This is a genomic window from Sorangium sp. So ce375, assembly GCF_051473855.1.
In the GTDB taxonomy this organism is placed as follows: Bacteria; Myxococcota_A; Polyangia; order Polyangiales; family Polyangiaceae; genus Sorangium.
In genome coordinates this window covers 7,032,064-7,055,116 of record NZ_CP150335.1, presented here as the reverse complement: position 1 = coordinate 7,055,116, position 23,053 = coordinate 7,032,064, and the positions used below count along the sequence as shown (strand labels likewise).

20 protein-coding genes are annotated in these 23,053 nt (G+C 70.8%); 7 read left to right on the top strand and 13 right to left on the bottom strand.

The window, feature by feature from the left end; genetic code table 11:
* Positions 1-44 precede the first annotated feature (44 nt).
* Both WME90_RS26160 and WME90_RS26155 read right to left on the bottom strand, forming a co-directional pair.
* On the bottom strand, positions 45-1,088 hold the full coding sequence (locus tag WME90_RS26160; RefSeq protein ID WP_437274721.1) for an alpha/beta fold hydrolase: 1,044 nt from the start codon (positions 1,086-1,088) through the stop codon (positions 45-47).
* A 102-nt stretch (positions 1,089-1,190) separates the two neighbouring features.
* Complete coding sequence (locus tag WME90_RS26155; RefSeq protein ID WP_437274720.1) at positions 1,191-1,952, bottom strand: peroxiredoxin; 762 nt, start codon at positions 1,950-1,952, stop codon at positions 1,191-1,193.
* 78 nt (positions 1,953-2,030) lie between these two features.
* Between WME90_RS26155 and deoC the strand changes: the two genes are divergently transcribed.
* The 3 genes from deoC (at position 2,031) to WME90_RS26140 (ending at position 5,546) form a co-directional block, all read left to right on the top strand.
* Positions 2,031-2,984: a deoxyribose-phosphate aldolase gene (deoC, locus tag WME90_RS26150; RefSeq protein ID WP_437274719.1), complete on the top strand. Its 954-nt coding sequence runs from the start codon at positions 2,031-2,033 to the stop codon at positions 2,982-2,984.
* A 64-nt stretch (positions 2,985-3,048) separates the two neighbouring features.
* The gene (locus WME90_RS26145; RefSeq protein ID WP_437274718.1) at positions 3,049-4,575 is read left to right on the top strand and encodes an aldehyde dehydrogenase family protein; all 1,527 of its coding nucleotides are present in this window, start codon (positions 3,049-3,051) and stop codon (positions 4,573-4,575) included.
* A 131-nt stretch (positions 4,576-4,706) separates the two neighbouring features.
* A complete protein-coding gene (locus tag WME90_RS26140; protein WP_437283658.1) occupies positions 4,707-5,546 on the top strand; it encodes an aldehyde dehydrogenase family protein in 840 nt (279 codons plus the stop codon).
* A gap of 107 nt (positions 5,547-5,653) precedes the next feature.
* On the opposite strand, the gene fmt is transcribed toward WME90_RS26140, so the two are convergent.
* Together fmt and WME90_RS26130 are read right to left on the bottom strand one after the other, a co-directional pair.
* The gene (gene fmt / locus WME90_RS26135; protein WP_437274717.1) at positions 5,654-6,586 is read right to left on the bottom strand and encodes a methionyl-tRNA formyltransferase; all 933 of its coding nucleotides are present in this window, start codon (positions 6,584-6,586) and stop codon (positions 5,654-5,656) included.
* A gap of 77 nt (positions 6,587-6,663) precedes the next feature.
* Positions 6,664-7,488, bottom strand: coding sequence for a formylglycine-generating enzyme family protein (locus tag WME90_RS26130; RefSeq protein ID WP_437274716.1), 825 nt, complete (start codon positions 7,486-7,488; stop codon positions 6,664-6,666).
* Between the two features lie 459 nt (positions 7,489-7,947).
* Between WME90_RS26130 and lon the strand changes: the two genes are divergently transcribed.
* The gene (lon, locus tag WME90_RS26125; RefSeq protein ID WP_437274715.1) at positions 7,948-10,401 is read left to right on the top strand and encodes an endopeptidase La; all 2,454 of its coding nucleotides are present in this window, start codon (positions 7,948-7,950) and stop codon (positions 10,399-10,401) included.
* A 204-nt stretch (positions 10,402-10,605) separates the two neighbouring features.
* Positions 10,606-11,751 carry an FHA domain-containing protein gene (locus WME90_RS26120; RefSeq protein ID WP_437274714.1) on the top strand — a complete coding sequence of 382 codons (1,146 nt, stop codon included), beginning with the start codon at positions 10,606-10,608 and terminating at the stop codon, positions 11,749-11,751.
* 13 nt (positions 11,752-11,764) lie between these two features.
* On the opposite strand, the gene WME90_RS26115 is transcribed toward WME90_RS26120, so the two are convergent.
* Positions 11,765-12,835: a hypothetical protein gene (locus WME90_RS26115; protein WP_437274713.1), complete on the bottom strand. Its 1,071-nt coding sequence runs from the start codon at positions 12,833-12,835 to the stop codon at positions 11,765-11,767.
* A 95-nt stretch (positions 12,836-12,930) separates the two neighbouring features.
* Positions 12,931-13,644, bottom strand: a complete 714-nt coding sequence (locus WME90_RS26110) for a hypothetical protein (protein WP_437274712.1) — start codon at positions 13,642-13,644, stop codon at positions 12,931-12,933.
* 147 nt (positions 13,645-13,791) lie between these two features.
* Between WME90_RS26110 and WME90_RS26105 the strand changes: the two genes are divergently transcribed.
* On the top strand, positions 13,792-14,502 hold the full coding sequence (locus tag WME90_RS26105; RefSeq protein ID WP_437274711.1) for a hypothetical protein: 711 nt from the start codon (positions 13,792-13,794) through the stop codon (positions 14,500-14,502).
* Between the two features lie 142 nt (positions 14,503-14,644).
* Here WME90_RS26105 and tssG read toward each other — a convergent pair whose 3' ends face one another.
* From tssG to tssD (WME90_RS26080), 5 genes are all read right to left on the bottom strand, one after another.
* Positions 14,645-15,718, bottom strand: coding sequence for a type VI secretion system baseplate subunit TssG (gene tssG / locus WME90_RS26100; RefSeq protein WP_437274710.1), 1,074 nt, complete (start codon positions 15,716-15,718; stop codon positions 14,645-14,647).
* 13 nt (positions 15,719-15,731) lie between these two features.
* Positions 15,732-17,501 (bottom strand): type VI secretion system baseplate subunit TssF, encoded by a 1,770-nt coding sequence (gene tssF, locus WME90_RS26095; protein WP_437274709.1) that lies wholly within the window; start codon positions 17,499-17,501, stop codon positions 15,732-15,734.
* Positions 17,502-17,574: 73 nt separating this feature from the next.
* Positions 17,575-17,994 (bottom strand): type VI secretion system baseplate subunit TssE, encoded by a 420-nt coding sequence (gene tssE / locus WME90_RS26090; RefSeq protein WP_437274708.1) that lies wholly within the window; start codon positions 17,992-17,994, stop codon positions 17,575-17,577.
* A gap of 46 nt (positions 17,995-18,040) precedes the next feature.
* Positions 18,041-18,526: a type VI secretion system tube protein TssD gene (tssD, locus tag WME90_RS26085; protein ID WP_437274707.1), complete on the bottom strand. Its 486-nt coding sequence runs from the start codon at positions 18,524-18,526 to the stop codon at positions 18,041-18,043.
* A 150-nt stretch (positions 18,527-18,676) separates the two neighbouring features.
* Complete coding sequence (gene tssD / locus WME90_RS26080) at positions 18,677-19,177, bottom strand: type VI secretion system tube protein TssD (protein ID WP_437274706.1); 501 nt, start codon at positions 19,175-19,177, stop codon at positions 18,677-18,679.
* Positions 19,178-19,685: 508 nt separating this feature from the next.
* Between tssD (WME90_RS26080) and WME90_RS26075 the strand changes: the two genes are divergently transcribed.
* Complete coding sequence (locus WME90_RS26075; RefSeq protein WP_437274705.1) at positions 19,686-20,603, top strand: hypothetical protein; 918 nt, start codon at positions 19,686-19,688, stop codon at positions 20,601-20,603.
* A gap of 316 nt (positions 20,604-20,919) precedes the next feature.
* On the opposite strand, the gene WME90_RS26070 is transcribed toward WME90_RS26075, so the two are convergent.
* Both WME90_RS26070 and WME90_RS26065 read right to left on the bottom strand, forming a co-directional pair.
* On the bottom strand, positions 20,920-21,612 hold the full coding sequence (locus WME90_RS26070; RefSeq protein WP_437274704.1) for a hypothetical protein: 693 nt from the start codon (positions 21,610-21,612) through the stop codon (positions 20,920-20,922).
* Between the two features lie 90 nt (positions 21,613-21,702).
* Positions 21,703-22,995 carry a type VI secretion system-associated FHA domain protein gene (locus tag WME90_RS26065; RefSeq protein ID WP_437274703.1) on the bottom strand — a complete coding sequence of 431 codons (1,293 nt, stop codon included), beginning with the start codon at positions 22,993-22,995 and terminating at the stop codon, positions 21,703-21,705.
* Between the last annotated feature and the right edge of the window lie 58 nt (positions 22,996-23,053).

The following is a 23,053-nucleotide window of genomic DNA, read 5'->3' as shown; positions in this document are numbered from 1 at the left end:
CTCTCGTCGAGGAGGCGCGGAGATTACCCACTCGCTCTGCCGAGTCAAGCTCTTTTATTTCCGTCCCCTAGCGACCTCGTCGCCTTTGCTGCTCCCGCAGCGCCCGCCGCTACCCCGGCTTCGGCTGCTTCCGCTCCTTCCACGGTTCCGGCCACGGTTCCGGCCACGGTTCCGGCCACGGTTCCGGCTCGCTGGTCCGACGCGTCCCTGGCGCCGCCCCCCGCGGCGAAGAACTCGCCCAGCCGCTCCGCCAGCTCCCTCGCCGCGGACCAGTGCATCATGTGCCCGGCCTCCGGCAGCTCGACGTGCTCCGCGCGCGCGAGCCTCGCCACCCGCTCCGCCTCGTCCGTCGGGTGCCACCCGGACGGGCCGCCGCTCACGATCAGCGTCGGGCACGTGATGCGGTCCAGGAACCCCTTGAACGCCTCCACCTGGAACAGCAGCGGCGACGTCGTCCGGTGCATCGGATCGTGCGCCCACGCGAGCCCGCCGTCCGGCTCCTCCCGCGTGAGCAGCGGCGCGCGCGTCGCCAGCACGTCGCGCGGCACGTGCGGGTGGTTCGCCACGAGCCGCTCGATCGCGTCCTGCATCGACGAGAGCTTGCGCGGCGTCCGCTCGAGCCCCGCCATCTGGCGCAGCCACGCCTCGAGGCGCGCCACGGCGACCTCGGGCCCGTTCGCCGGCGGGCCCATGCCCTCGAGCAGCGCCAGGCGCTCGACGCGGCCGGGGCACGCGCCCGCGTAGTACACCGCGACCGCGCCGCCCATGGAGTGGCCCACCACGCCGAGCCGCGCCGGCGCGAGCGCGTCGACGAGCGCCGCGACGTCGGCGATGTAGTCGGGGAAGTAGTAGTAGCTGCCCGCGCCGACGCGGGCGCTCCGGCCGAAGCCGCGCAGGTCAGGCGCGACGACGTCGTGCCCCGCCCGCGCGAGCGGCTCGGCCACGAGGTCCCACGTGCTCCCGGCGTCGAGGAAGCCGTGGAGCAGCAGCAGCGTGAGGCCCGTCGGCTGTGCGCCGTCGTCGCGGAAGCGATGGACGCACAGACCCAACCCGTTGGTGTTCCAAATTTCCGACGACCTACGCACCACGCGCGTGCTCCTGTGTGCCGGTGATCCCGTCAGCCCTCCGCGCGGCGCGTGCGGTCCGCGCGCGACCCGCCGGCGCCCCTGCGCCGCGTGCGCGCGCGTGCGTCACCGCTTCGCCGGCGAAGAACCTTTCGCCGGGGGCGTCGCGGGGGCCGCCGGGGGCAGCATGGTCCCCGTCGCCACCGGAGCCGTCGTGGCCGGCTCCGCCGCTCCCGCAGGCGTCGCCGCGGGCGCCGCCCCGGCGCCCGGCGCCGCGGTGTCCGCGCCGGCCGGCGCTGCGCTGCCCGCCGCTGGCGCGACAGGGAGCGCGGCGCCCGTGAGCTGCGCGGCGTCCTTCAGCACCTCGTCGGCGTGCACGCCGGGATCCACGTCCGGATAGACCTTCGCGATCTTGCCGTCGGGATCGACGAGGAACGTCACGCGCGCCGTCGTCCCGAGCCGCATCGGCACGCCGAACGCGGTGGCCCACGTGTGCTCGGTGTCGACGAGGATCGGGAACGGCAGCCTGTGCTCGGTCGAGAACGCCTCGTGCGACTCGCGCGTGTCGGAAGACACACCGAAGACCTGCACATTGGCCTGCTTGAAGCGATCCCACGCGTCACGGAACGCGCACGCCTCCTCGGTGCAGCCCGGCGTCCCGTCCTTCGGATAGAAGTACACGACAACGGCCCGACCCCGCTGGTCGGAGAGCCGCTGGATCGCGCCGTGCTGATCCGCAGCGAACACGTCGGGCGCCGTCGCGCCGACCGGGAGCAGCCCTTGTCCACCATCGGGTCGCTCGGCCGCGCCGCAGCCGATCAGCGAGGCAAACGCAAAGACGACAGCAAGAACGACAAAAACGACGGCAATCGGGAAGCGTCTCTTCATCGGAGCGCCACGTTAGCACGCACTCGGTGGGATCGATCCGACGCTTCTGGTACGTTCCCGCGCCGGGAGACGAGGCCGATGGCGAATCTCGGAAACGACGGCGGCGCCGCGCCCGGCGTGGTGCGCCAGGGCAGGGGGGTCACCTACCCCGATTTCTCTTCGCCCACCGTGGATAAGGTCATGGTGGAAGAGCGGGCAGCCGGCCTCGGCAAAAGGAGCATCAAGGGCCCCGCCAAGGTCGCCGGCCTCAAGCTCGCCATCTCCATGATGGATCTCACCACCCTGGAGGGGAAAGACTCCCCGGGAAAAGTGGAGCAGCTCTGTCAGAAGGCGCTTCGGCCCCACGAGCGCGCGGACATCCCTTCCTGTGCGGCGGTGTGCGTCTATCCCAAGCTGGTGTCGGTCGCCAAGCGAGCGGTCGCGGGTTCGACCGTCAAGGTGGCCAGCGTGGCGACAGCCTTCCCGAGCGGCCTCTCCACGCTCGCCGTCAAGCTCGAGGACGTCCGCCAGGCGGTCGAGCTAGGCGCGGACGAGATCGACATGGTGATCGACCGCGGCGCGATGCTCGCCGGCGAGCACCGCGCGGTGTTCGACGAGATCGCCGCGACAAAGGAGGCGTGCGGGCGCGCGCACCTCAAGGTGATCCTGGAGACGGGCGAGCTCGGGACCTACGACCGCGTCCGCAAGGCGAGCCAGCTCGCGATGCTCGCGGGCGCCGACTTCATCAAGACGTCGACAGGGAAGATCACGCCGGCGGCGACGCCCCCGGTGACGCTCGTGATGCTGGAGGCGATCCGCGATCACGCGCAGGCGACCGGCCGGCGCGTCGGGATGAAGCCGGCCGGCGGCATCCGCACGGCGAAGCAGGCGCTCCACTACCTCGTGCTGGTCAAGGAGACGCTCGGCGACGCCTGGCTCACGAGCGACCTGTTCCGCTTCGGCGCGTCGACGCTCCTCAACGACGTGCTCATGCAGCTCGAGAAGGAGCGGACGGGCGTCTACCAGAGCGGGGATCATTTCAGCAAGGACTGACCGCGCGGGGAGGGCGGGCCTGCGTCGGTGTTCAAGGCGCGGTCGCGGGCGTAGAGTGCGCGGCATGAGCGACAACAGCACCGCCGCGGCAGGCGGCGACGGGAGCTCGACGCGGGAACCGAGCGCCGCGCGCGACGCGGCCGTCGTGTTCGGCGACGCCTGGCGCTACGCGCCGGCGCCCGAGGGGCGCGATCACGTGAAGATCGCGCCGCGGTACGACCTCTTCATCGGCGGGGCGTGGCGCGCGCCGGCCTCGGGCCGCTACCTCGACAGCATCAGCCCGTCGACCGAGGAGAAGCTCTGCGAGTTCGCCGAGGCCTCGGAGCAGGACGTCGATCTCGCCGTGCAGGCCGCGCGCGTCGCGTACGAGAAGCGCTGGTCGCGCCTGCGCCCGCTCGATCGCGGCAAGTACATCTACCGCATCGCGCGGGCCATCCAGGAGAAGTCGCGCGAGCTCGCCGTCGTCGAGTCGCTCGACGGCGGCAAGCCCATCAAGGAGTCCCGCGACGTCGATCTCCCGCTCGCGGCCGCGCACTTCTTCTACTACGCGGGCTGGGCGGACAAGCTCGACCACGCCTTCCCGGGGCGCGACCCGCGGCCGCTCGGCGTCGCGGGCCAGGTGATCCCGTGGAACTTCCCGCTGCTCATGGCGGCGTGGAAGCTCGCGCCGGCGCTCGCCGCGGGCAACACGTGCGTCCTCAAGCCCGCCGAGACGACGCCGCTCACCGCGCTGCTGCTCGCGAAGATCGTCGAGGAGGCGGACCTCCCGCCCGGCGTCGTCAACGTGGTGACGGGCGCCGGCGGGACGGGCGCGGCGGTCGTCGGCCACCCCGGCGTCGACAAGGTCGCGTTCACCGGGTCGACAGAGGTCGGCAAGCGCATCCAGCGCGCGCTCGCCGGGACCGGGAAGCGGCTCACCCTCGAGCTCGGCGGCAAGGCCGCGAACATCGTGTTCGAGGACGCGCCGCTCGATCAGGCCGTCGAGGGCATCATCGGCGGCATCTTCTTCAACCAGGGCCACGTCTGCTGCGCGGGCTCGCGCCTCCTCGTCGAGGAGAGCATCCACGACGCCCTCCTCTTCAAGCTGCGCGAGCGCATGGCGACCCTGCGCGTCGGCGATCCGCTCGACAAGAACACGGACGTCGGCGCGATCAACTCGCGGGCGCAGCTCGCGAAGATCGAGGAGCTCGTGGCCGCGGGGGAGCGCGAGGGGGCCGCGCGCTTCTCGGTGAGCTGCGCGCTCCCGCAGCGCGGCTTCTGGTTCGCGCCGACGCTCTTCACGGGCGTCGCGCAGTCGCACCGGATCGCGCGCGAGGAGATCTTCGGCCCGGTGCTCTCGATCCTCACCTTCCGCACGCCCGAGGAGGCGATCGAGAAGGCGAACAACACGATGTACGGGCTGTCGGCGGGCGTCTGGACGAGCAAGGGCTCGAAGAGCTTCTGGGTCGCGCAGCGCCTCCGCGCCGGCGTCGTCTGGGCGAACACCTTCAACAAGTTCGATCCCAGCTCGCCGTTCGGCGGCTACAAGGAGAGCGGCTTCGGCCGCGAGGGCGGGCGCCAGGGGCTGCTCGCCTACCTCGAGGTGGACTGATGGCGCTCGGCAACCAGGACAGCGGCGGCGACGAGGGGCGCGCGTCGATCGGCGATCGCGCCGGAGCGGCCGCGCTCGACGCGCCGCCGGGCGAGGCGCTCGCGCGGGTCGGCGTGCGCAAGGCGTACAAGATGTTCGTGGGCGGCGCGTTCGTGCGCTCGGAGTCCGGGAGGTACACGCAGGTGCGCGATCACGGCGGCGCGGGCGCGGTCGAGAACATCCCGCGCGCCTCGCGCAAGGACGGGCGCGACGCGGTCGTCGCGGCGGCCGGCGCGCTCGGCGGCTGGTCGGCGCGCACCGCGTACAACCGCGGGCAGATCCTCTACCGCCTCGCCGAGATGCTCGAGGCGCGGCGCGCCGAGCTCGCGGCCTCGCTCGAGCGCGGCGGGCAGGCCGCCGGCGCCGCCGAACGCGAGGTCCTCTCGACGATCGATCGCGCGGTCGCCTACGCGGGCTGGGCCGACAAGTACCAGAGCCTCTTCGCGAGCCTGAACCCCGTGTCCGGCCCGCACTTCACGTTCACCGTGCCCGAGCCGATGGGGGTCGTCGTCATCGCGGCGCCGCCGCGGCCGGCGCTCCTCGGCCTCGCGGGCGCGCTCCTGCCCGTGATCACCGCCGGCAACACCTGCGTCGTGCTCGCGAGCGAGGCGGATCCGCGCACGGCGCTCGTCTTCGGCGAGGCGCTCGCCACGAGCGATCTGCCGGGCGGCGTCGTCAACGTCCTCACCGGCCAGCTCGCGGAGGTGCTGCCGCACCTCGCCGCGCACATGGAGGTCGCCGCGCTCGATCTGCACGGCGTGGACGCGGCGCTGACGAAGCGCCTCGAGGAGGCGGCCGCGGCCAGCGTCAAGCGGGTGCGCGCCCGCGCGCTCGGCGAGGCGGAGTGGTTCGACGACACGGCGGCGACGTCCCCCCGCTGGATCGAGCGGTTCGTCGAGATGAAGACGATCTGGCACCCGGCCGGGCCGTGAGGCGGGCGTCGCGCGCGGCGCTCTTCTACCGATCGCACCGATCGCACCGATCGCACCGGTCGCACGGGTCGCACCGGTCGCCGTGAGGCGGGCGGCGCGCGCGGCGTTCAGCGACCGAGCACCATCCCCGTCTGGAGCGTCCGCCCGGCGACGAGGTCCGCCGCCGCGAGCGGCTTCCGCCCCTCGGCCTGGGCGCGCACGAGCTGGATCGCGCCCGCGCCGCAGGCGACGATCACGACGCTGCGGCTGGCCATCACCACGGTCCCCGGCGGCGCTCCGGCGTCGGCCTCGCTCTCGACGCGCGCGGCCAGCACCTTGAGCGCCTTGCCCTCGATCGTCGTGAACGCGCCCGGCCACGAGGTCATCCCCCGGATGTGGTCGTGGATCTGCCGGGCGCTCCGGTCCCACCGGATGCGCCCGTCTTCCTTCTTCAGGAGCGGCGCGTGCGTCGCCGTCTCGTGGTCTTGCGGCGTCAGCGCGAGCTCACCGCCCACCGCGCGGCCGAGATCCTCGCGCACGACGCGCGCGGCGAGCGCCCCCAGCTCGATCGCGAGCTCGTCGGCGGTCGTGTCCGGGCCGATCGGCGTCCGGTGCACGGCGTAGACGGGCCCCGTGTCCATGCCCTCGTCCATCTGCATCAGCGAGATGCCCGTCTCGGCCTCGCCCCCGACGATCGCCCACGTGATCGGCGCTGCGCCGCGGTAGCGCGGCAGGATCGACGCGTGCAGGTTCATGCAGCCGCGCCGCGGCGCCTCGAGCACCGCCTTCGGCAGGATGCGCCCGTAGGCGATCACCAGCGCGACGTCGGCCCCTGCGCCCGCGACCCACGCGGCGAAGTCGGGCGTGCGGACCTTCTCGGGCTGCACCACGGGCAGGCCGAGCTCCATCGCCTTCACCTTCACCGGCGGCGCCTTCAGCTCGAGCCCGCGGCCGGCCGGCCGATCCGGCTGACAGACGACGCCGACGACGTCCGCGATGGACGCGAGCGCCTCGAGCGAGGGCACGGCGATGGCGGGGGTACCGAAGAACAGCGCGCGCACGCCCTGGCTTCTAGCAGGACCTGCGCCCCGCTTGTCGCCTTCTTCGCGCGCGGCGAGCGCCGCCGCCGCGGCCCGGCTCAGGGCCCGGGCGGTGGCCGCCCGCCGCGCTCTTCTTTCTCCTCGCGCGCCGCCGCGATGCCCGCGGGGCGGGGATCGGCGCAGCAGCGGAAGCCGGTCTCGTAGAACACGAACTTCGGCTCGTGCGCGTCGTTCGTCCCGCGGCAGCCTGTCCACGGCTTCGCCCAGAAGCCGCCCATGAGCGCGCCCGGCCACCTCCGGCCGCGGCGCGAGGCGACCCACTCCTCGACGTTGCCCATCATGTCGAAGATGCCGAAGGTCGAGGCGCACCCGGGATGGGAGCCGCTCGGGGCGCCCTGCCAGAGCCGCTCCACCTCGCGCTGCGCCACCTCGCCGGAGGCGCCGAGCTTGCGCTCGTCGACCGGCCGCCAGGCCTTGCCGCTGTTGCAGACCGCCTTGTCCACGCGCCAGCCGTAAACGAGGGGCCGGCGCTCGGGGCCCTCGCACGCGAGCTCCCACTCCTGCTCGGCGCACACCCGCTTGCCGCGCGCGGCGCACCACGCGGTCGCCGTCTCGAACGACTGCATGACGAGCGGCTTCGCCCCCCGCTGGTTCGGGGCCTCGAACTGGTCCATGCAGACGGAGATCTCGGTCGCCGCCCCCTCCTCGGCCGTGATGCCCTCCCAGTAGGCGAAGCAGTGGGTCGCCTTGCCGCTCTTGACCGGCTCGACGCAGACGTGCTGCACGTCGTCGCGGTGCGTGCCGCTGACGAGCCTCATGTCCGCCGGGCACGCCGGGCTGGGCCCTGGATCGAGGGACGGCGCCGCTGGCAGGCCGAGCATCGCGATCGCGAGCGCGCCGAGGCCGAGCAGGGGATCGATCATCGTTCAGCGAGGTCCAGGGGGTCGCTCCGTGCCGGGCGCCACCTCGGCCTGGCCGCGCCGTGCGCGGGCCGGCGACGGCGCGGCGAAGGGGAGGTGCGCCTCCTCCGCCGCGGAGGACCCTGCGTTGCGTCGCGCGTGCGCCATGCGGCATGCGCGCCATGTCAGACGCCAGGTACCAGGCGACGAGCGAGCGCTGCAGGTCGGAGCTGACCCGCAGCGTATCCTCATTCAAAAAAATGGCCAGGGCTGTGGCACGCGGCATGCGCCGTGTCTATGGTGAGTTCCCGTAGCCTCGCGGGCTGTCTTCCACCAAGAACTGCCAGCAGGGCTCCGCGTTGCACCATCCGTATCCGTCTGGATGCAAGCCAAGATGACCGGGGCGCGCGGTGGCCGCGCGGCCCGGCTGCGTGTTGATGAAGGGGTTTACCTCCCCCGGTCGGGTGCCTAGAGGAGATCGCCATGTCCGAGAAAAAGAACCCGCCGATGCCGCCGCGCTCCGAGGAAGAGGTCGTCTTCGGCGACGAGCTGCCGGTTCTGCCGATCCGCAATGCGGTGCTGTTCCCGGGCGCCGTCGCGCCCTTCGATGTCGGCCGCGAGAAGTCGGTCGCGCTGGTGGAGGATGTCGACAACCTCCCCGGCCCGGTCATCGCGATCTTCGCCCAGCGCGATCCGTCGACCGACGATCCCGGGGCCGAGGATCTGTACCCGATGGGCTGCGCCGCGCGCGTGCTGAAGGCGCTGAAGCACAGCTCGGGCAACTACTCCTTGATCTTGCAGGGCCTCACGCGGATCCGGCTCGACAGCGTCACGGCCCACACGCCGTACCTGCGCGCCAAGATCCGCCGCATGGACGAGCCGGCGACGGAGGACGTCGAGGCGGAGGCGCTGGCGATGAGCCTGCGCGACATCGCGAAGCAGGTCATCCAGCTGATGCCGGAGCTCCCGCGCGAGGCGGGCTCGCTCATCGACTCCATCCAGGCGCCCGGCGCGCTCGCCGATCTCGTGGCGGCGAACCTCGACGCCCCCGTCGAGGAGAAGGCGCAGCTCATCGAGACGATCGACGTCAAGGAGCGCATCCGCAAGGTGCTGCGGCTGCTCACGCGGCAGCTCGAGATCCTGAAGATGCGCGAGCGCATCAACTCCCAGATCAAGGAGGAGATGGGCAAGAACCAGCGCGAGTACGTGCTCCGCCAGCAGCTCAAGGCCATCAAGGAGGAGCTCGGCGAGGACGACGGCGATCAGGGCGATCTCGACGGGCTCGAGGATCGCATCGCCAAGGCGAACCTGCCGACCGAGGCGGAGACCGTCGCGAAGAAGCAGCTGAAGCGGCTGCGCACGATGCAGGTCGGGTCGGCCGAGTACACCGTGGTGCGCACGTACCTCGACTGGATCCTCGACGTGCCCTGGACGCAGTCGACGCAGGACAACCTCGACATCGGGAGCGTCCGCAAGGTCCTCGACGAGGATCACTACGGCCTGGAGAAGGTCAAGAAGCGCATCCTCGAGTACCTGGCCGTCCGCAAGCTGAAGCAGGACAAGAAGGGTCCGATCCTCTGCCTGCTCGGGCCTCCCGGCGTCGGCAAGACGTCGCTCGGCCGGAGCATCGCGCGCGCCCTCGGCCGCAAGTTCCACCGCGTCTCGCTCGGCGGCGTGCACGACGAGGCGGCGATCCGCGGCCACCGGCGCACCTATGTCGGCGCGCTCCCTGGCCAGATCATCCAGGGCATGAAGAAGTCGGGGACGATCAACCCGGTCTTCATGATGGATGAGGTCGACAAGATCGGGCACGACTTCCGCGGCGATCCCTCGGCGGCGCTGCTCGAGGTGCTCGATCCGGAGCAGAACAACACGTTCGCGGATCACTACCTGGAGATCCCGTACGACCTGTCGCACGTGATGTTCGTCGCGACCGCGAACGTGGCCGATCCGATCCCGCCGCCCCTCCGCGACCGCATGGAGATCCTCGAGATCCCCGGCTACACGCGGAAGGAGAAGCTCGCGATCGCGCGGCAGCACCTGCTCCCGAAGCAGCTGTCGGAGCACGGGCTCACGACCGAGCAGCTGGAGGTCACCGACAAGGCGCTGGAGGAGATCATCGATCACTACACGCGCGAGGCCGGCGTCCGGTCGCTCGAGCGGCAGATCGCGGGCGTCATCCGCGGCGTGGCGGTGAAGGTCGCGGAGGGCGACACGCAGAAGCGGCGCGTCGACAACGAGGACGACCTGCACGAGTTCCTCGGCCCGGCGAAGTACACGAGCGAGGTCGCGGAGCGCACCGCCGAGAGCGGCGTCGCGACGGGCCTCGCGTGGACGAGCGTCGGCGGCGAGATCCTCTTCATCGAGGCGACGCGGATGTACGGCACGGGCAAGCTCCAGCTGACCGGCCAGCTCGGCGACGTGATGAAGGAGTCGGCGCAGGCGGCGCTGTCCTTCGTGCGCAGCAACGCGGCGAGGTTCAGCATCGCGAAGGACTTCCTCGAGAAGAGCGATCTGCACATCCACATCCCCGCCGGCGCGATGCCCAAGGACGGGCCGAGCGCGGGCGTGACGATGTTCACGGCGCTCGTCTCGCTCCTCACCGGGATCAAGGTCCGCCACGACGTCGCGATGACGGGCGAGATCACGCTCCGCGGTCGCGTGCTCCCGATCGGCGGCCTGAAGGAGAAGGTGCTGGCGGCGCACCGCGCCGGCATCAAGCGCATCATCGTCCCCGAGCGCAACCGGGCGGACCTCGAGGAGGTCCCGAAGGAGGTCGTGGACGAGCTGCAGTTCTTCTTCGTCAGCCGGATGGAGCAGGTCCTGGAGGCCGCGCTCGAGCGGCTCCCCGAGCCCGCGCCCGTGACCGAGGAGTCGAAGGACGGCGAGAAGAAGGACCTCGAGAAGTCGGAGAAGAGCTCGATCGCGAGCAACTGAAGCGACCGACGAGACCGACGAGCGTCGCCAGCGATCGCTGAGCGATCCGTCTCCGGGGCGCCGCGCGGCTCGAACGCGCGGCGCCCTTTTTCGTGCGCCTTTCCGTCAAGAGGGCTCGCGCCCACGGGCGGCTTTCGCCTCGACGGATGTCAAGCGAATCGGTAGCCTCGTGGACGCATGAGGCCGTGTCCGAACTGCGCGTGGATGCTCAAGGAAACCGACGCTGCCTGCTCGATGTGCGGGACGAGCGTGGCGGGCGCAGCGCCCGGAGCCTCCGTTCCGGTCGCGCCTCCGCCGGTGCAGGCGGGCGCTGGCGCCTATGCTCCGCCTGGCCCGCCGGGCTATTCAGGGCAGCCAGCCGGCTCCGGCTATGGCGGCGCGGCGTCGCCCGGCTACGCGGCGGCGGGCGGCCAGGGCGCCTATCCGCCTCCTCCTCAAGCGTTCGGGGTGGGGGGAGGCGGGCTCTCGGTGCCGGCGTCGCCAGGGGGAAGTGTCGCCTTTTCGGCGGGCGGGGAAGCTGCCTTTCCGGTCTCTCCCTGGGCCCGAGCGGCTCCTTCCGCCGGGCTCACATCGCAGCCGGCGGCTCCTCCGATGAACACGCCGGGCGTCCCGCCGGCCCAGCCGGCGATCGGGTCGCCGGGCCCGGGGATGGTGCCTGGCGCGTCCCTTGGAGGCGCGATGGGGCAGCAACCCATGGCCCCGGCGCCGGTCTTCGGCGTGCCGCCGCAGATGGTTGCGCCCCCGCCGATGGTCGTGCCGACGGGGGCGTCGGGGCTTGTCGCGCCACCGATGGTGCAGGGGGGCGCGGTCGCGCCACCGATGGTGCAGGGGGGCGCGGTCGCGCCACCGCCGATGGTGCAGGGGGGCATGGTCGCGCCGCCGCCGATGGTGCAGGGGGGCGCGGTCGCGCCGCCGCCGATGGTGCAGGGCGGGGTTCCGGCGGCCGTTCAGGCCAGGGCGCCTGCGATCATCGCGCCGCCGATCGTGCAGGGCGCGGTGCCGCAGGCGTCTGCGCAGCCCGCGCGCGTGCTCGTCGGCTTCATCGTGACGTTCCAGAACGATCCCGGAGGCAGCTTCTGGCCGATGTACAGCGGCCGGATGCAGGTGGGGCGCGCCGGAGCGGACGCCGCGACGGAGATCGGGCTCGCCGACGCGAGCGCCTCCTCACGGCACGCGTCGATCCACGCGGACCCGACGACGGGTCAGGTCTTCATCGAGGACGACGGCTCGCGCAACGGCACCTTCGTCAACGAGCAGCGCCTCGCGCACGGCGAGCGCCGGCAGCTGCGCGACAACGACCGGCTGCGTCTCGGGAGCACGACGTTCGTGGTGAAGGTGCTGGTCGCCTGAGCGGAGAGCGAGGCTACTGGCCGCCGGCGCCGTCCGAGCCGCCTGCGCCGCCCGAGCCGCCTGCGCCGGTCGCACCCCCGGCGCCGCTCGCGTCGGCGCTCCCGGCGGGCGCCGCGCACTTGGAGAAGCCATCCACGAGGGTGCACTCCAATCCATCCGCGCAGTCACTCTGGGCGCTTCCCATGATGCAGGACTGCCCATCGCCGCATCGCCCTTTGCAGAGCGTGCCTCCACAGTCGACGTCGGTCTCCGGGCCGTCCTTCACGCCGTTGAAGCAGAGCGCGGGCGGCGCAGGGAACTCGCAGTAGAAATACTCCACCACCTCGGCCTCGGTGCCCCCCACGAGCTGCCCGTCGCCGTTCAGGGTCGCGTCGCGGGGCGGGTAGTGGACGCTCAAGGAGATGAAGCCCTCGTATCCCTCGGGGGCGGCCGGGCCGACGTCCGGAGGGGGCTGCGTGCCCAGGCTCGTCCTGAGCACGGCCCTCGGGAGCAGCTGCTCGTAATCCGCGCACTTCCTCTCGGCGTCGATCCGGTTGAAGTGGTGTGTCGTGCCGTCTGCGCAGCTCACGTCGAGGGTGTCGCGGCCGTCCGGTGTCGTGATGGCGGCTGTCCCGCGCACGCTGACGGAGCCGTCCGCGGCCGGTGTGCCGGCGTCGGCGCAGCTCGCGACGCCGGCCTCCACGTCGTCCGGGCTGCACGCGATGGACACCGAGTAGTTGAACTCCCCCGAGAACGTGAATGAGCCGCACTCCTGCGCCTGGGCGTCGAGGCGCTTGAACGCGAGGTTCGTCGGGGGGAACGCCGCGAGATCGAGCGGCGGATCGAAGACGACCTGACCGCCGCTCTTCAGGAAGCAGACGTCGAGCGTCTCCCGGCTGGCAAATTGGCCCGTCGGCTCGTCCCCCTCGCGCGGCACCGCGCACCGAGCGTCGGTCTCGACATGAAACGTCCGGTAGCAGCTGTTGGGATCCTTGAGGAACGCACAGACGTCCTCGAACTCCTCGCCGCAACCGGGCACAGAGACGACTCCGGCCATGGCGAGGATCGGAGAGACGGCGGCGGCGAGCAAGACGTAACGGCGCATGGGCGCAGTCTACGCGGTCTGCCTGCGGATGGGCCAGATCCGCAGAGGTCGCCTGGCGAGGCGGCGCAGCGCGCGCCGCCGCCCGAGAGCGCCGCTCACAGCTCGGCGTACGGCCCGGGAACCACGTACGCGTCGTCGTTGGCCGCGTACGTGAACATCCCCCAGCAGACGAGCTTGTACTTGATGGCGAACGCCATCGCCTCCCGGAGGCTCGCCTTCGGCGCGAGCACGGCGAGGTTCGATCGGCGGACGCCCCACCAGCCCGGCCCGTGCTGCAGCACGGCGTCGTGGAGATCCTGCGTCGCGCGCTTGGAGTCCTCGAGCACCGCAAGGCGCAGCCGCACGAACGACTTGTTGTCGCGCGCGGGGAAGTCGAACCAGTACAGGTTCGACCTCGCCAGCTTCGGGGTGATGCTCCCGGCGCCCTGCGCCGCGAGGAAGCGGCTGAGATCCTCGGGCGAGAGCTTCTGGTTGACCGGGTGCGTGTCGACGCCGCTGCACGTCTCGGGGCCGACCTTGAACTCACCCAGCGCGAGCGGCGCCTCGGGGCCGTTCTCGGGAGTCAAGAGGTACCGATCGATCGCGGGCAGGTCGCTCGGGTACTCCACGCCGGCGTCGATGCCGCTGCACGCCGGGGCCCCCAGCGCAAGCGCGAAGGCCGCCGCGAGCGCGGGGCGCCGGGGCGCGCGGCGGCTCGGCGCCGGACGCTCGCGGCCCTGGCTCGTGCGGTGGGAGGGGAGGCTCGGCGCGCTCGCGGCCGGTGCTCCGGCGGGCTCGCCCTTGCGACTCGGTTTGCTTTCGTTGGACATGGCTCTCTCGCGGCACGGGGGTACCGCCTCGATCGGCGGGCGCAGCGCTGCCCGGGCCGGGCAATCATTCAATGCCGGGCACCCCGAGGGCAAACTCCTCGGCGAACATTTGGCTGGCGCGCCCTCGCTGGCCTAGAGTTCCCCCCGATGAGGCACCTCGGAATGCCGATGCTCGCGCACGCCCCCGCCTTCCGCGCCCGCCGCCCGTTCGCCGCCGGAGCGGGGCGCGCCGGAGCGGCCTGCGCGGCCGTGGCTGCGATCGCGCTGCTCGCCGGCTGCGGCGGGTCGCCCACCGCCCCCAAGCAGGACGACGTCTTCTATCTCCACGGCGCCAGCGGGCTCCTGAGCAAGGACAAGTCGAGCTTCGAGGTGTACTTCCCGCCGCTCGACGCGCCGGCCACCGAGCGGGTGCCGCGCAGGATCGGCGTGGGCCTCATGAACGGCGACGTCCGCATGAGCCGCCCGATGGACTGGAACGTCGGCGGCGCCGATTACACGCCCGAGCACCGCTTCATCACGTACCAGTCCCCGCGGCAGTTCCTGTTCTCCATCTACGAGCGCATCGACAGCCCCGAGGATCCGTGGCCGGACGTGCTCAAGCGCTACGAGGCGGACCTCGAGGAGCAGGGCGCGGAGATCCTCTCCGGCCGCGCGCCCGTGGCCACGGCGAACACGCAGGGGCGAAGCTACCTCGTCAAGGCGAAGGTCCCGTCGAAGCCCGTCTCGGATGCCTTCGCCCACGAGATCCTGCTCCGGAGCCCCCACCGCATCCTGCTCGTGCAGATCGTGCACCACGAGAACGTCGACGCGAACGCCGACGAGATCACGGCCGCGCTGCAGAGCCTCACCGTGTACTGAGCGCAGGGCGCGCCATGGCGGCGCAGGGCGCGCCATGGCGGCGCAGCGCGCGCCATGGCGGCGCAGGGCGCGAGCGTGCGCCGAGAGCGCAGCCGCACCTCACGGCCGCCCGCCGCGGCGCCGCGGCGCCGCTCGGCCTCGCTCACATCGGCGGGGGCTCGCCCCGATCCTCGTCGTCGTCGTCCTCGCTGCCCGCGAGGTGCTTGTCGTCGAGGGGGATCGTGATCACGAGCCGCTCCGCGGCAGAGCCGCCGATCCAGGCGGTGCGCTTGAGCGTCGCGGCGCGCGGCGAGCCGAGCTGGAACCGAGGCGCCTCCTCCGTGTCCACGTGGATCTCGAGCATCACGTCGTGGATGCCCGGCGTGAACGTCTCGATGACGCCGCGGACGAGCTCTTGACGCTGGCCCCCAGGCAAGAAGGAGAGGTACTCGTCGTAGCCGACCGGGCCGAGCACGACCTTGTAGCGGCCGGAGCCGTCGAACACGTAACGCCCCAGGGTCAGGCTCTCGCCCAGCTGATGGTTCATCACGCCGAGCTTGTTCCTGAACGGCTTCTCGATCTTCGTCCAGTGGCCGACGAACTGCTCGATTTTCACGCCGATGTTCCCGAGCATCTCGGAGAGGACCGTCTCCAGGTTCCTCGCCGAGCGCGATTTCGAGGCGAGCACCGACGCGTAGCGGAGGAAGAAGAAGCGATCGAGCGGCGTCCCGTAGTCGCGGAAGCCGTCGATCCCGACGGCGCAGAGCATCCGGCGCGAGAAGGGATCGGCGCCCTGCTTGCGGTACGTGACGGGCAGCCGGTACTTCGTCCACGCGCGGTAGAGCAGCGACAGCAGCCGGTGGTGGAAGACGTCGAGGAGCTCGCGGATCGGCTGCGGCCCGCCCTGGTAGTCGGCCTGCGCGATCTGCTCGATGAAGTACGCCGGCAGCGGCGACACCGAGCCGTACAGGGCGAGGAACGTGGTCGAGACGCGGGCGCGCTCCACGCCGTCCGCGGACTTGACCGGCGCGAGCTCGCTCACGTCGCTCGAGGCGAAGATGAGCGACGGGTCGCCGCGCAGCCGGATGCGCTCGTCCTTCACGGGGCCGAGCTGGCCCACCGGCGGCGCGGCAGGGAAGAGCCGCTCCAGCAGGTAGATGAGGCGGTAGTACGAGAAGCGAGGCGCGGTCTTCTCGAAACGCCGGAGCGTCTCCAGCGCGACGGGGTCGGCGCTCACGGGATCGCCTCCTTCAGATCAGCGTCAGGCTGCCGCTCTTCGGGTCCCATTTGTGCACCACGCGTGTATTCGTGCCGGTGACCGTCAGCTGCGTGAACGAGTTCAACGAGACGTAGGACCCGAGCATCTCGTTCAGGATGCTCGCGAACAGGTACATCTCGCCCTCGCCGACGAACCCGCCCTCGTCGAGCTCGATGTCGACCGCGACGCCGCGCACGGGCGCCCCGCGGTACAGCCGATCCGTCGGCCGCACGCGGATCGACTTGATCGCGGCCAGGCGGAGCTGGTTCGCGCGCGCGGCCTGACGATCGATGATCGCCTGGAAGTTGTAGAGATCGACCGTCGCTCGGAGCACCTCGAGCTCGGTGATCGAGCGGTAGCTCATCGCCATGTGGGCCAGCACGCGCCACTGCAGCTCGCGCCCGAGCGGCGGCGGGAGCGGCGCGGTGACGCCGGTGAGGTTCGTGAAGCTCGCCACGGCGGGGGAGGTCGCCGTGGGCACCCTGAGGTCGCCCTGCTTCAGCTGCGCCGGCAGGCGGCGGTTCGTGCTCGTCGCCTCGATGCTGATCACGTCGAACTCGGGGAGGGCCCCCGCGTCCTGCGGAGAGCCGAACGAGAGGTACATGTCGATGCCGTCGCCGATGGCGGCCGGGCGGAGGTGCGCCTGGTAGAAGATCGTCCGCGCGGCGGCCTCGGGATCGAGCTCGTGCTGGAAGCTGAAGAACGAGGGGATCTCGACGCGCTGGCTCGTGCGCCGGGCGATCCCGACGACCTTGTCGATGCTGTGGATCTCGAAGGCCGCGGGCGCCGCGCCCGCCGGGCGGCAGAGGTACTCGTGCTTGGTGGCCTCGGGCTTGATCGGATCGCTCGTGTGCTCGAACAGGTTCACGACGGGCGAGCAGAACAGCCGGAGGTTCTCCTTGCCGATCCGGGTGCCCGGCGGGAGCCCGTCCTTGAACTGCAGCAGGATCGCGAACCGGTCGGAGATCCGCTCCGCCGAGAGCGCCTGCAGGCCGGTCACCTCGAAGAACGCGAACTTCTGCGGGAGCGTGAAGAACTCCTGCAGGAGCCGGAACCCCGGGTAGACCGTCTTCGGGTACGGGATCAGCGACTCTTCGTCGGTGAAGCCGGTGAGCCGCGCGGCGCGCGCCGGGAGCGACGCGATCGTCGTGTCGCGCCCGGCGGCGTCCACCGCGGCGAGCGCGACGGTGTCGACGTGCGCCCCGACCCAGAGGCGGAGGTCGTCCTGCAGCCTGCGCTCGCCGTGGATGTAGAAGCGCAGCGAGGAGAGCGACAGGCCCGACAGCGCGGCGCCCCCGGTCAGGCGGAGCTCGATGCGGAGCGTCTGCGCGAGCTGCGCACCTGTGTCGACGCGCACGTCCTCCACCGCGAGCGGGACGAGCTCGACGTCCTGGGTCGTGCGGAAGCGGCACGAGACGCCGTCGACCGGGACCGACCCGACCTCCGCGTGCCGGGCCACGACGAGCTTCTCGCGCACCACGTTGGGCAGCGGCGTGAACTCGATGATCGAGGTCGCCGGGATCTGGCGGAGGTAGTGCGGAAAGAGCAGCGACGCGACCGAGTGGATCACCTCGGGGAGCTCGTCGTCGAGCTTCTGGCGGATCTTGCCGGTCAGGAACGCGACGCCCTCGAGCAGGCGCTCGACGTCGGGGTCGCCGCCTTTCTCCGCGAGCATGGGCGCGATCCCGGGGTAGGCGGCGGCGAACTCGCGCCCCAGATCCCGCAGGTAGGTGAGCTCGTCCTGGTAGTACTTGTTGAACATCCTCTCGCCACCGCCAGTCGACCGCCGGGGCCGAAGTCTGTCAACCGCCGTGCGTCAGGCCGCCGGACAAGAGCTACGTCATCCGGACGTTGCCGCTCTGATCCACGGCTGCGCCGAGCCGGAGCGCCTGCCGCCGGCCGTCGGGAAAGTGGATCTGCGCGGTGATCTCGAACTCGAGGACCATCGACTGGATCGCGTCGCTGCGCAGGTGCCGGACCTGCACGTTCTTCAGCCGCGGCTCGTAGGCCTGGATGCAGTTCTTGAGCGAGCGCTGCACCAGGCCGATCGCCTCGGGGAACTCGTGCAGCACCTCCGACACCTCCATGAGGCCGTAGTCCGGGCAGGTCAGCGAGCTGCCCTGGCGGGTGTTCAGCATGTGCCCGAGGTGCGTCAGGATGGCCGACTCGAGGTCGTGATCCCGGTAGGTGCGCCGCTCCGTCGAGTGCGGGTCGGCCGCGTGCACGATTCGGGTGAGGAGGGAGGCGCCGGCCACGGCGGGATCGTAGCTCAGCTCGCGCCCGGAGCGGAAGCCCGCGCGCTCAGCGCGGGGTGAGCCAGTCGTCCTCCGCGGAGATGCCCCCGTCGTTCCAGGTCCAGACGACCTTCTGGTACGTGAACGCGACCTCTTCCTGCTCGGGCACGCGCGCTTGCACCGGGTTCCTCACGTTGAGCATGTGGAACTGGATGCTCGAGATGTTCGCGTTCGTGAGCTGGACCGTGAAGATCGGCCGCTCGACGCCGATCGCGATCGACCTGTAGAACTGGAGCTCCCAGCTGGGGATGTTCTCGTTGTGGCTGAGGATGCTGAGGAGGAGCGGGGTGGACCGATCGAGGTCCTTCGTGACGATGAAGGGCTTGTGCATCCGCTTGCCCGTCGGGCGCCCGGTCACCGGATCGCGCGGCCCCACCAGCGAGTGGAATACCTGGGTGATCAGGATGCTACCTTCTCGCCCCTTCTGGGTGACGGATCCCCTGACTTCCCCTTGTCTTTCGCCGGTGAGTCTGAGGTAGGCGTGGAGGGGCATGCCAACATTCTGATCTTGCTACGCGAGATGGCCATGCCTGAATTGGGGGGACCCCGCTGGCACCCCGACTTCAGGGCAACAAACGCAGCCGGGCGACCCGAAGGCCGCCCGGCGCGAGGAGACATCAGGAGCTAGCTGCGACTACTGCGACTACTGCGGCGTCTCCCAGTCGTCCGTCGCCTCGCGGGCGCCGTCCCCGTCGTCGTACGACCACACGATCTTCTGGTACGTGAACGCGACCCGCTCGTACTCCGGCGTCTGCGCATCCTTGCGGGTGTTATCCATGATGAAGTCGATGCTCGCGACGGTCGCGTTGATGAGCTTCACCGTGTAGTGGTTCTGCTCCTTGCCGACGTTCTTCGAGGCCGCCGTGCCCGGCGTGTAGAACTTGAGCTCCCACTCCGGGATGCTCTCGTTGTTGACCAGGGCGTTGTAAAGAAGGGGGGTCGACTTATCGAGCTCCTTCGTGATCACGAAGGGCTTGTGCTGGCGCTTCCCGCTGGGCAGCCCGGTCGCCGGGTCACGCGGGCTCACGACCTGATGGTTCACCGCGATGATCGCGATGGTCTTCTCGCGACCCTTCTGGGTGACCGAGCCGTCGATGGGGCCCTGCGTAACGCCCTTCAGCTTGAGATGAGATTGCAACGCCATGATCAGATGCCTCTTCCTTCGAGAACTCGCCCCCTGGGCTCAGTCTACGCCCCATTGCGCGCTGGCAGAAGGTTCGCCCCCTCGGGAGTAGGAGTTGAGAGACATAGAGATAAGACTCTCATCCTATCTCTACCCCCTGTTCGTCTCAGGGAGTCCAGAAGGTAACTCCCTATATGGGAGCGTCAAGACTTTTGTGTCCCAGAGCAGCGCTGGTTTTTTGGCATTTGGTTCGGTTTTGATCCGCGTCTGGTTTCCCGAGGGCACGCAATATTCCGTCGCGGAGCGCTCGCTTCGATAAGAGGGCGCGGGCATGTCCATCGCGTTGCGGATGTGTGGGGAACGTGACGACGCGCGGGGAGGCAGCGTGATCTGGCATGCGCGCGGCAGCCGACTCGGCGAACGAGGCGAGCTGGCCGGCCAGCGCCGTTGGCCGGCCAGCGCCGTTGGCCGGCCAGACGGTTAGGTCGCGAACTCGCCTCGGCGAGGCCTTGCGTGATACGAAGAGCACGTGAGCATCGTTCGCTTCGGCTCCGTCGTCGGCCTGGGGCTCGCCGCCGCCCTCGCGGGCTGCGGATCGTACCCTGAGCAGCCACACGGCGAGCTCCAGACACGCAAGCAGAATCCGATCCCGGTGTGCACGACCCAGCTGCCGCCCGCGCGGCGCGGGGCAGGCGGCAAGGCGGCCGTTCGCACCCTCGACCCCGACCAGTGGCTGAGCGTCGTCATTCCCAGCTACAGCGAGGAACGCGGGATCGGGCCGACCGACGTCGACTGTACCGGCCACTACGTGTTCGCCAACGAGACGCTGCGCGGAGGCATCTCGAAGTCCGGCTGGCCGCGCAAGATCGACCCCGACGAGGTCGAGATCCGCTCCGGGCCGGAGGGGCTTCGCGCGGTGTGGGTGCGCGTCCTCAAGTTCGAGAACGGCGACGAGGGCGGCCTCGTGGCGCTCGTGCGAGCGGCCGGCGATCGCGCGGACGTCTACGGCGTCGGCAGCTTCCGCGCACCCTCGAAGGGGACCAAGCTGTCCCCGGTGCGCCTCGGCAACGACAACCTCGTCGTGGCCGAAACGAAAGACTGCCCAGATCCCGACGACTGCCGACAACGAGCCCACTTCTACCTCGCGCGGCGGGGACGGCTGATCGAGGCGGCATCCGTCGACCTGGAACGGACGGCGGTGGTGCCCTCCGTCACCGAGCGCGGGCTCTACGCACGCTACGTGCTGCGCACCGACGTCTCCTACAAACCGAACGGCATTCAGCTGCTCGAGCAGGTGCGGGTGAAGATCGTGAAGCACGACGACGGCAACCGCGACAGCGACCGCGAGCTCCGCCGCGTCGAGTTCCAGCGATTCCTCCGGGTGGAGCGGGATACGCTCTTCTCGTCGAACGATCCGCTCTGGGAGCGCGTCGTCGGACAAGACTAGAACAGCAGCGGCGGCCAGGGGGCCGGAGTGGAGCGCGGGGGGGCGGGCGGGTGCCCGCCGAACTCGCAGGACGCGCGCCGCGCCCGCGCCCGCGCACGGCGAGGACGAGGCGCGCGTGGGTCTGCGCGGACATCGGCCCGTCCCCGCACGCCCCCCCCCGCGCTCCACTCCGGCCCCCTGGCCGCTCCAGCGACGGGGAGAGAGGTTTGCCAGCGGAGGGGGAGGGAGGCCCGTCAGCGCGGGGAAGGGGAGCCTGCGGGCGAGGGGGAGAAGCTCGCCGGCGAGGGGAGAGAAGCTCGCCGGCGAGGCGCGGCGGCTACCAGCAGAACAGCGCGTTGCCGTAGCCGCAGTTGGGGCGCTGGAACATCGCGTACGCGGTGCCGATCGCGAGGCCGCTCAGGAAACCGGTGACGCCGCCGATCGCGATCTGACCGGCGTTCTCGTGCGCCTCCGCGTCGCCAGGAGCGACGCCGCGGGCGATCGAGGTGACCACCGAGGCGGTGAGGGGGAACGCGACATTGCCGATGAAACCGCCGGCGTTGAAGCGGCCTGACGAGTAACGGAACGTGTCGACCAGAAAGATGCCCGTGCCCGCGCCCGTCGCGCCCCACGAGGCGAAGGCGTGCGTCGATGGACCACCGAACGACTCGCAGTTCGAGCCCGCCAGGGCCGTATTCGTCTCGTCGAGCGAGCAGCCAGGGCGCGGCGACTCGAGCGCGCCCTTGATCGGCAGGTCCACGAGCAGCGTCAGCGCCGTCATCGTCATGGCGGGCGCCAGGACCGAGAAATGCCAGCGCCCCTTCCAGCCGACCGTGGACTCGGGATCGCTGTAATAGACTCGCGGCATCAGGAAAACGACCGAGGTCCCCAGCACGAGGCTCACGTCCGAGACCGTGGCCCAGTTCTCATCGCGTCGCACCGTCGTCTGCGCAGCCGCCTCGCCCGGGGCGAGGAGGTACGCGGAGACGGCCAGACATCCTGCTGCTACGACTTTCTCCCTGATTCGCATGAACGGCGCCTCGCGTTCGGCCGCGCCTCCGGCGAAGATCGGCGAGCCCAAGGCGCGGCTCACCGCGCGAAGCCCCGCCGTTTTGGGGCGCTAGCGTTTGTTCGGATTCCCAGAGCCGGGGAAGCGGACGATGCTCCGGCCTCCCGACTCGCCGGACGACCCATAGTCCTCTGCGGCGGTCGCAGCGTACGCCCGAGAGAACTGCTCGCCAAATATTTCCCGAAAGGTCTCCTTGTCCTCGCCCGAGTAGTCGCCGTGGCGGCGCTCGTAGAGCTTCCAGAGCTCCTCGTACCTGTTCGAGAACAGCCCGCCTTTCTTGCCCGCGCGCTCGAGCTTCTCCTCGATCGTCTTCGGGGAGAGCTTCACGAGCAGCGACCTCACGCCCCCCATCACGCCGTTCAGCAGCGCGATCTGGTGGCTCATCACATCCACGAAGATCTCGTGGAGGTGCCGCGCGGCGTCCGGGCCCCCGACCGGCGTGAGCAGGACCGTGCCGAGCTCCTTCGCGTCCTGCGCGTTCGCGACCTTGTCCGTCTCCGCGGAGCGATCGCGGGCCAGCACCTCGGCCTCGAACTCCTGATAACCGTCGCGCAGGCTCACGAAGCACTTCAGGAAGACCTCCATCGTGTCGCGGAGCCGACGCGCGAAGTTGACGATGCCCGCCACGTCTTCCGGGGCCTTCGCGCCGGGCGCGAGGGCGCCCGCCAGCTCGGAGAGCGCAGCGAACGCCGCGTTCGCCGGGGCCAGCTCGCCGAGCGTGCGGTAGTCGACGCCGTAGTACTGAGCGATCTTCTGGAAATCCCGCTCCGCGAGCACGCTCGGGTGCTCCTCGCCCAGCCGGCGCAGGTAGCCCTGGCGCGCGTCGTGCGGGAGGCGCGCGAGGTGATCCCAGATCATCCGGTAGACCGCGGCCCACGCGGTCCGGTACGCCTCCAGGTACGGGACGACCTGACGCAGGTACGGGTCCTCTCCGCCGGGAGCTGCGCGCTTCTGCGGGCCGAGCAGCGCGGAGAGGTTGTCCCCGCCCGTGCCGAGCAGCGTTCCGTCGTTCGGGCTCTCGGACTTGAGCGGCGCCTCGATGATCGCGAGCCGGATCTGGATCGGGCCGATCGTGATCTCCGGCTGGCCGCTCACGTCCACCGAGGTGTCACGCGCCAGCCGGTGCCCCGCGAACATCGTCCCGTTGGTGGAGCCGAGGTCGCGCACGAGGATCCGGCGATCGCGGACGTCCACCGCCGCATGGAACTGGGAGATGTAGGGCCGGTCGATGTGTAGATCGTTCAGCTGGTTCCTGCCGATCCGGACAGGGAAGCGCTCGAACGAAGCGTCGAAGCTTTGGTTGGCCTGGGTGTCGGACACGCGGGCCGAGAGCGCCGCCGGCATGGGTGCAGACTAGCAGACCCGCTCCTCCGGACGGGAGTGCCTGACGGCCATCCTCACC

What these genes read in the sequence shown, in the direction of transcription:
- WME90_RS26155 (WP_437274720.1), bottom strand. Translation starts at nt 1,952, where the DNA reads ATGAAGAGACGCTTCCCGATTGCCGTCGTTTTTGTCGTTCTTGCTGTC.
- deoC (WP_437274719.1), top strand. Translation starts at nt 2,031, where the DNA reads ATGGCGAATCTCGGAAACGACGGCGGCGCCGCGCCCGGCGTGGTGCGC.
- WME90_RS26145 (WP_437274718.1), top strand. Translation starts at nt 3,049, where the DNA reads ATGAGCGACAACAGCACCGCCGCGGCAGGCGGCGACGGGAGCTCGACG.
- WME90_RS26140 (WP_437283658.1), top strand. Translation starts at nt 4,707, where the DNA reads ATGTTCGTGGGCGGCGCGTTCGTGCGCTCGGAGTCCGGGAGGTACACG.
- WME90_RS26130 (WP_437274716.1), bottom strand. Translation starts at nt 7,488, where the DNA reads ATGATCGATCCCCTGCTCGGCCTCGGCGCGCTCGCGATCGCGATGCTC.
- lon (WP_437274715.1), top strand. Translation starts at nt 7,948, where the DNA reads ATGTCCGAGAAAAAGAACCCGCCGATGCCGCCGCGCTCCGAGGAAGAG.
- WME90_RS26120 (WP_437274714.1), top strand. Translation starts at nt 10,606, where the DNA reads ATGCTCAAGGAAACCGACGCTGCCTGCTCGATGTGCGGGACGAGCGTG.
- WME90_RS26115 (WP_437274713.1), bottom strand. Translation starts at nt 12,835, where the DNA reads ATGCGCCGTTACGTCTTGCTCGCCGCCGCCGTCTCTCCGATCCTCGCC.
- WME90_RS26110 (WP_437274712.1), bottom strand. Translation starts at nt 13,644, where the DNA reads ATGTCCAACGAAAGCAAACCGAGTCGCAAGGGCGAGCCCGCCGGAGCA.
- WME90_RS26105 (WP_437274711.1), top strand. Translation starts at nt 13,792, where the DNA reads ATGAGGCACCTCGGAATGCCGATGCTCGCGCACGCCCCCGCCTTCCGC.
- tssF (WP_437274709.1), bottom strand. Translation starts at nt 17,501, where the DNA reads ATGTTCAACAAGTACTACCAGGACGAGCTCACCTACCTGCGGGATCTG.
- tssD (WP_437274707.1), bottom strand. Translation starts at nt 18,526, where the DNA reads ATGCCCCTCCACGCCTACCTCAGACTCACCGGCGAAAGACAAGGGGAA.
- tssD (WP_437274706.1), bottom strand. Translation starts at nt 19,177, where the DNA reads ATGGCGTTGCAATCTCATCTCAAGCTGAAGGGCGTTACGCAGGGCCCC.
- WME90_RS26070 (WP_437274704.1), bottom strand. Translation starts at nt 21,612, where the DNA reads ATGCGAATCAGGGAGAAAGTCGTAGCAGCAGGATGTCTGGCCGTCTCC.
- WME90_RS26065 (WP_437274703.1), bottom strand. Translation starts at nt 22,995, where the DNA reads ATGCCGGCGGCGCTCTCGGCCCGCGTGTCCGACACCCAGGCCAACCAA.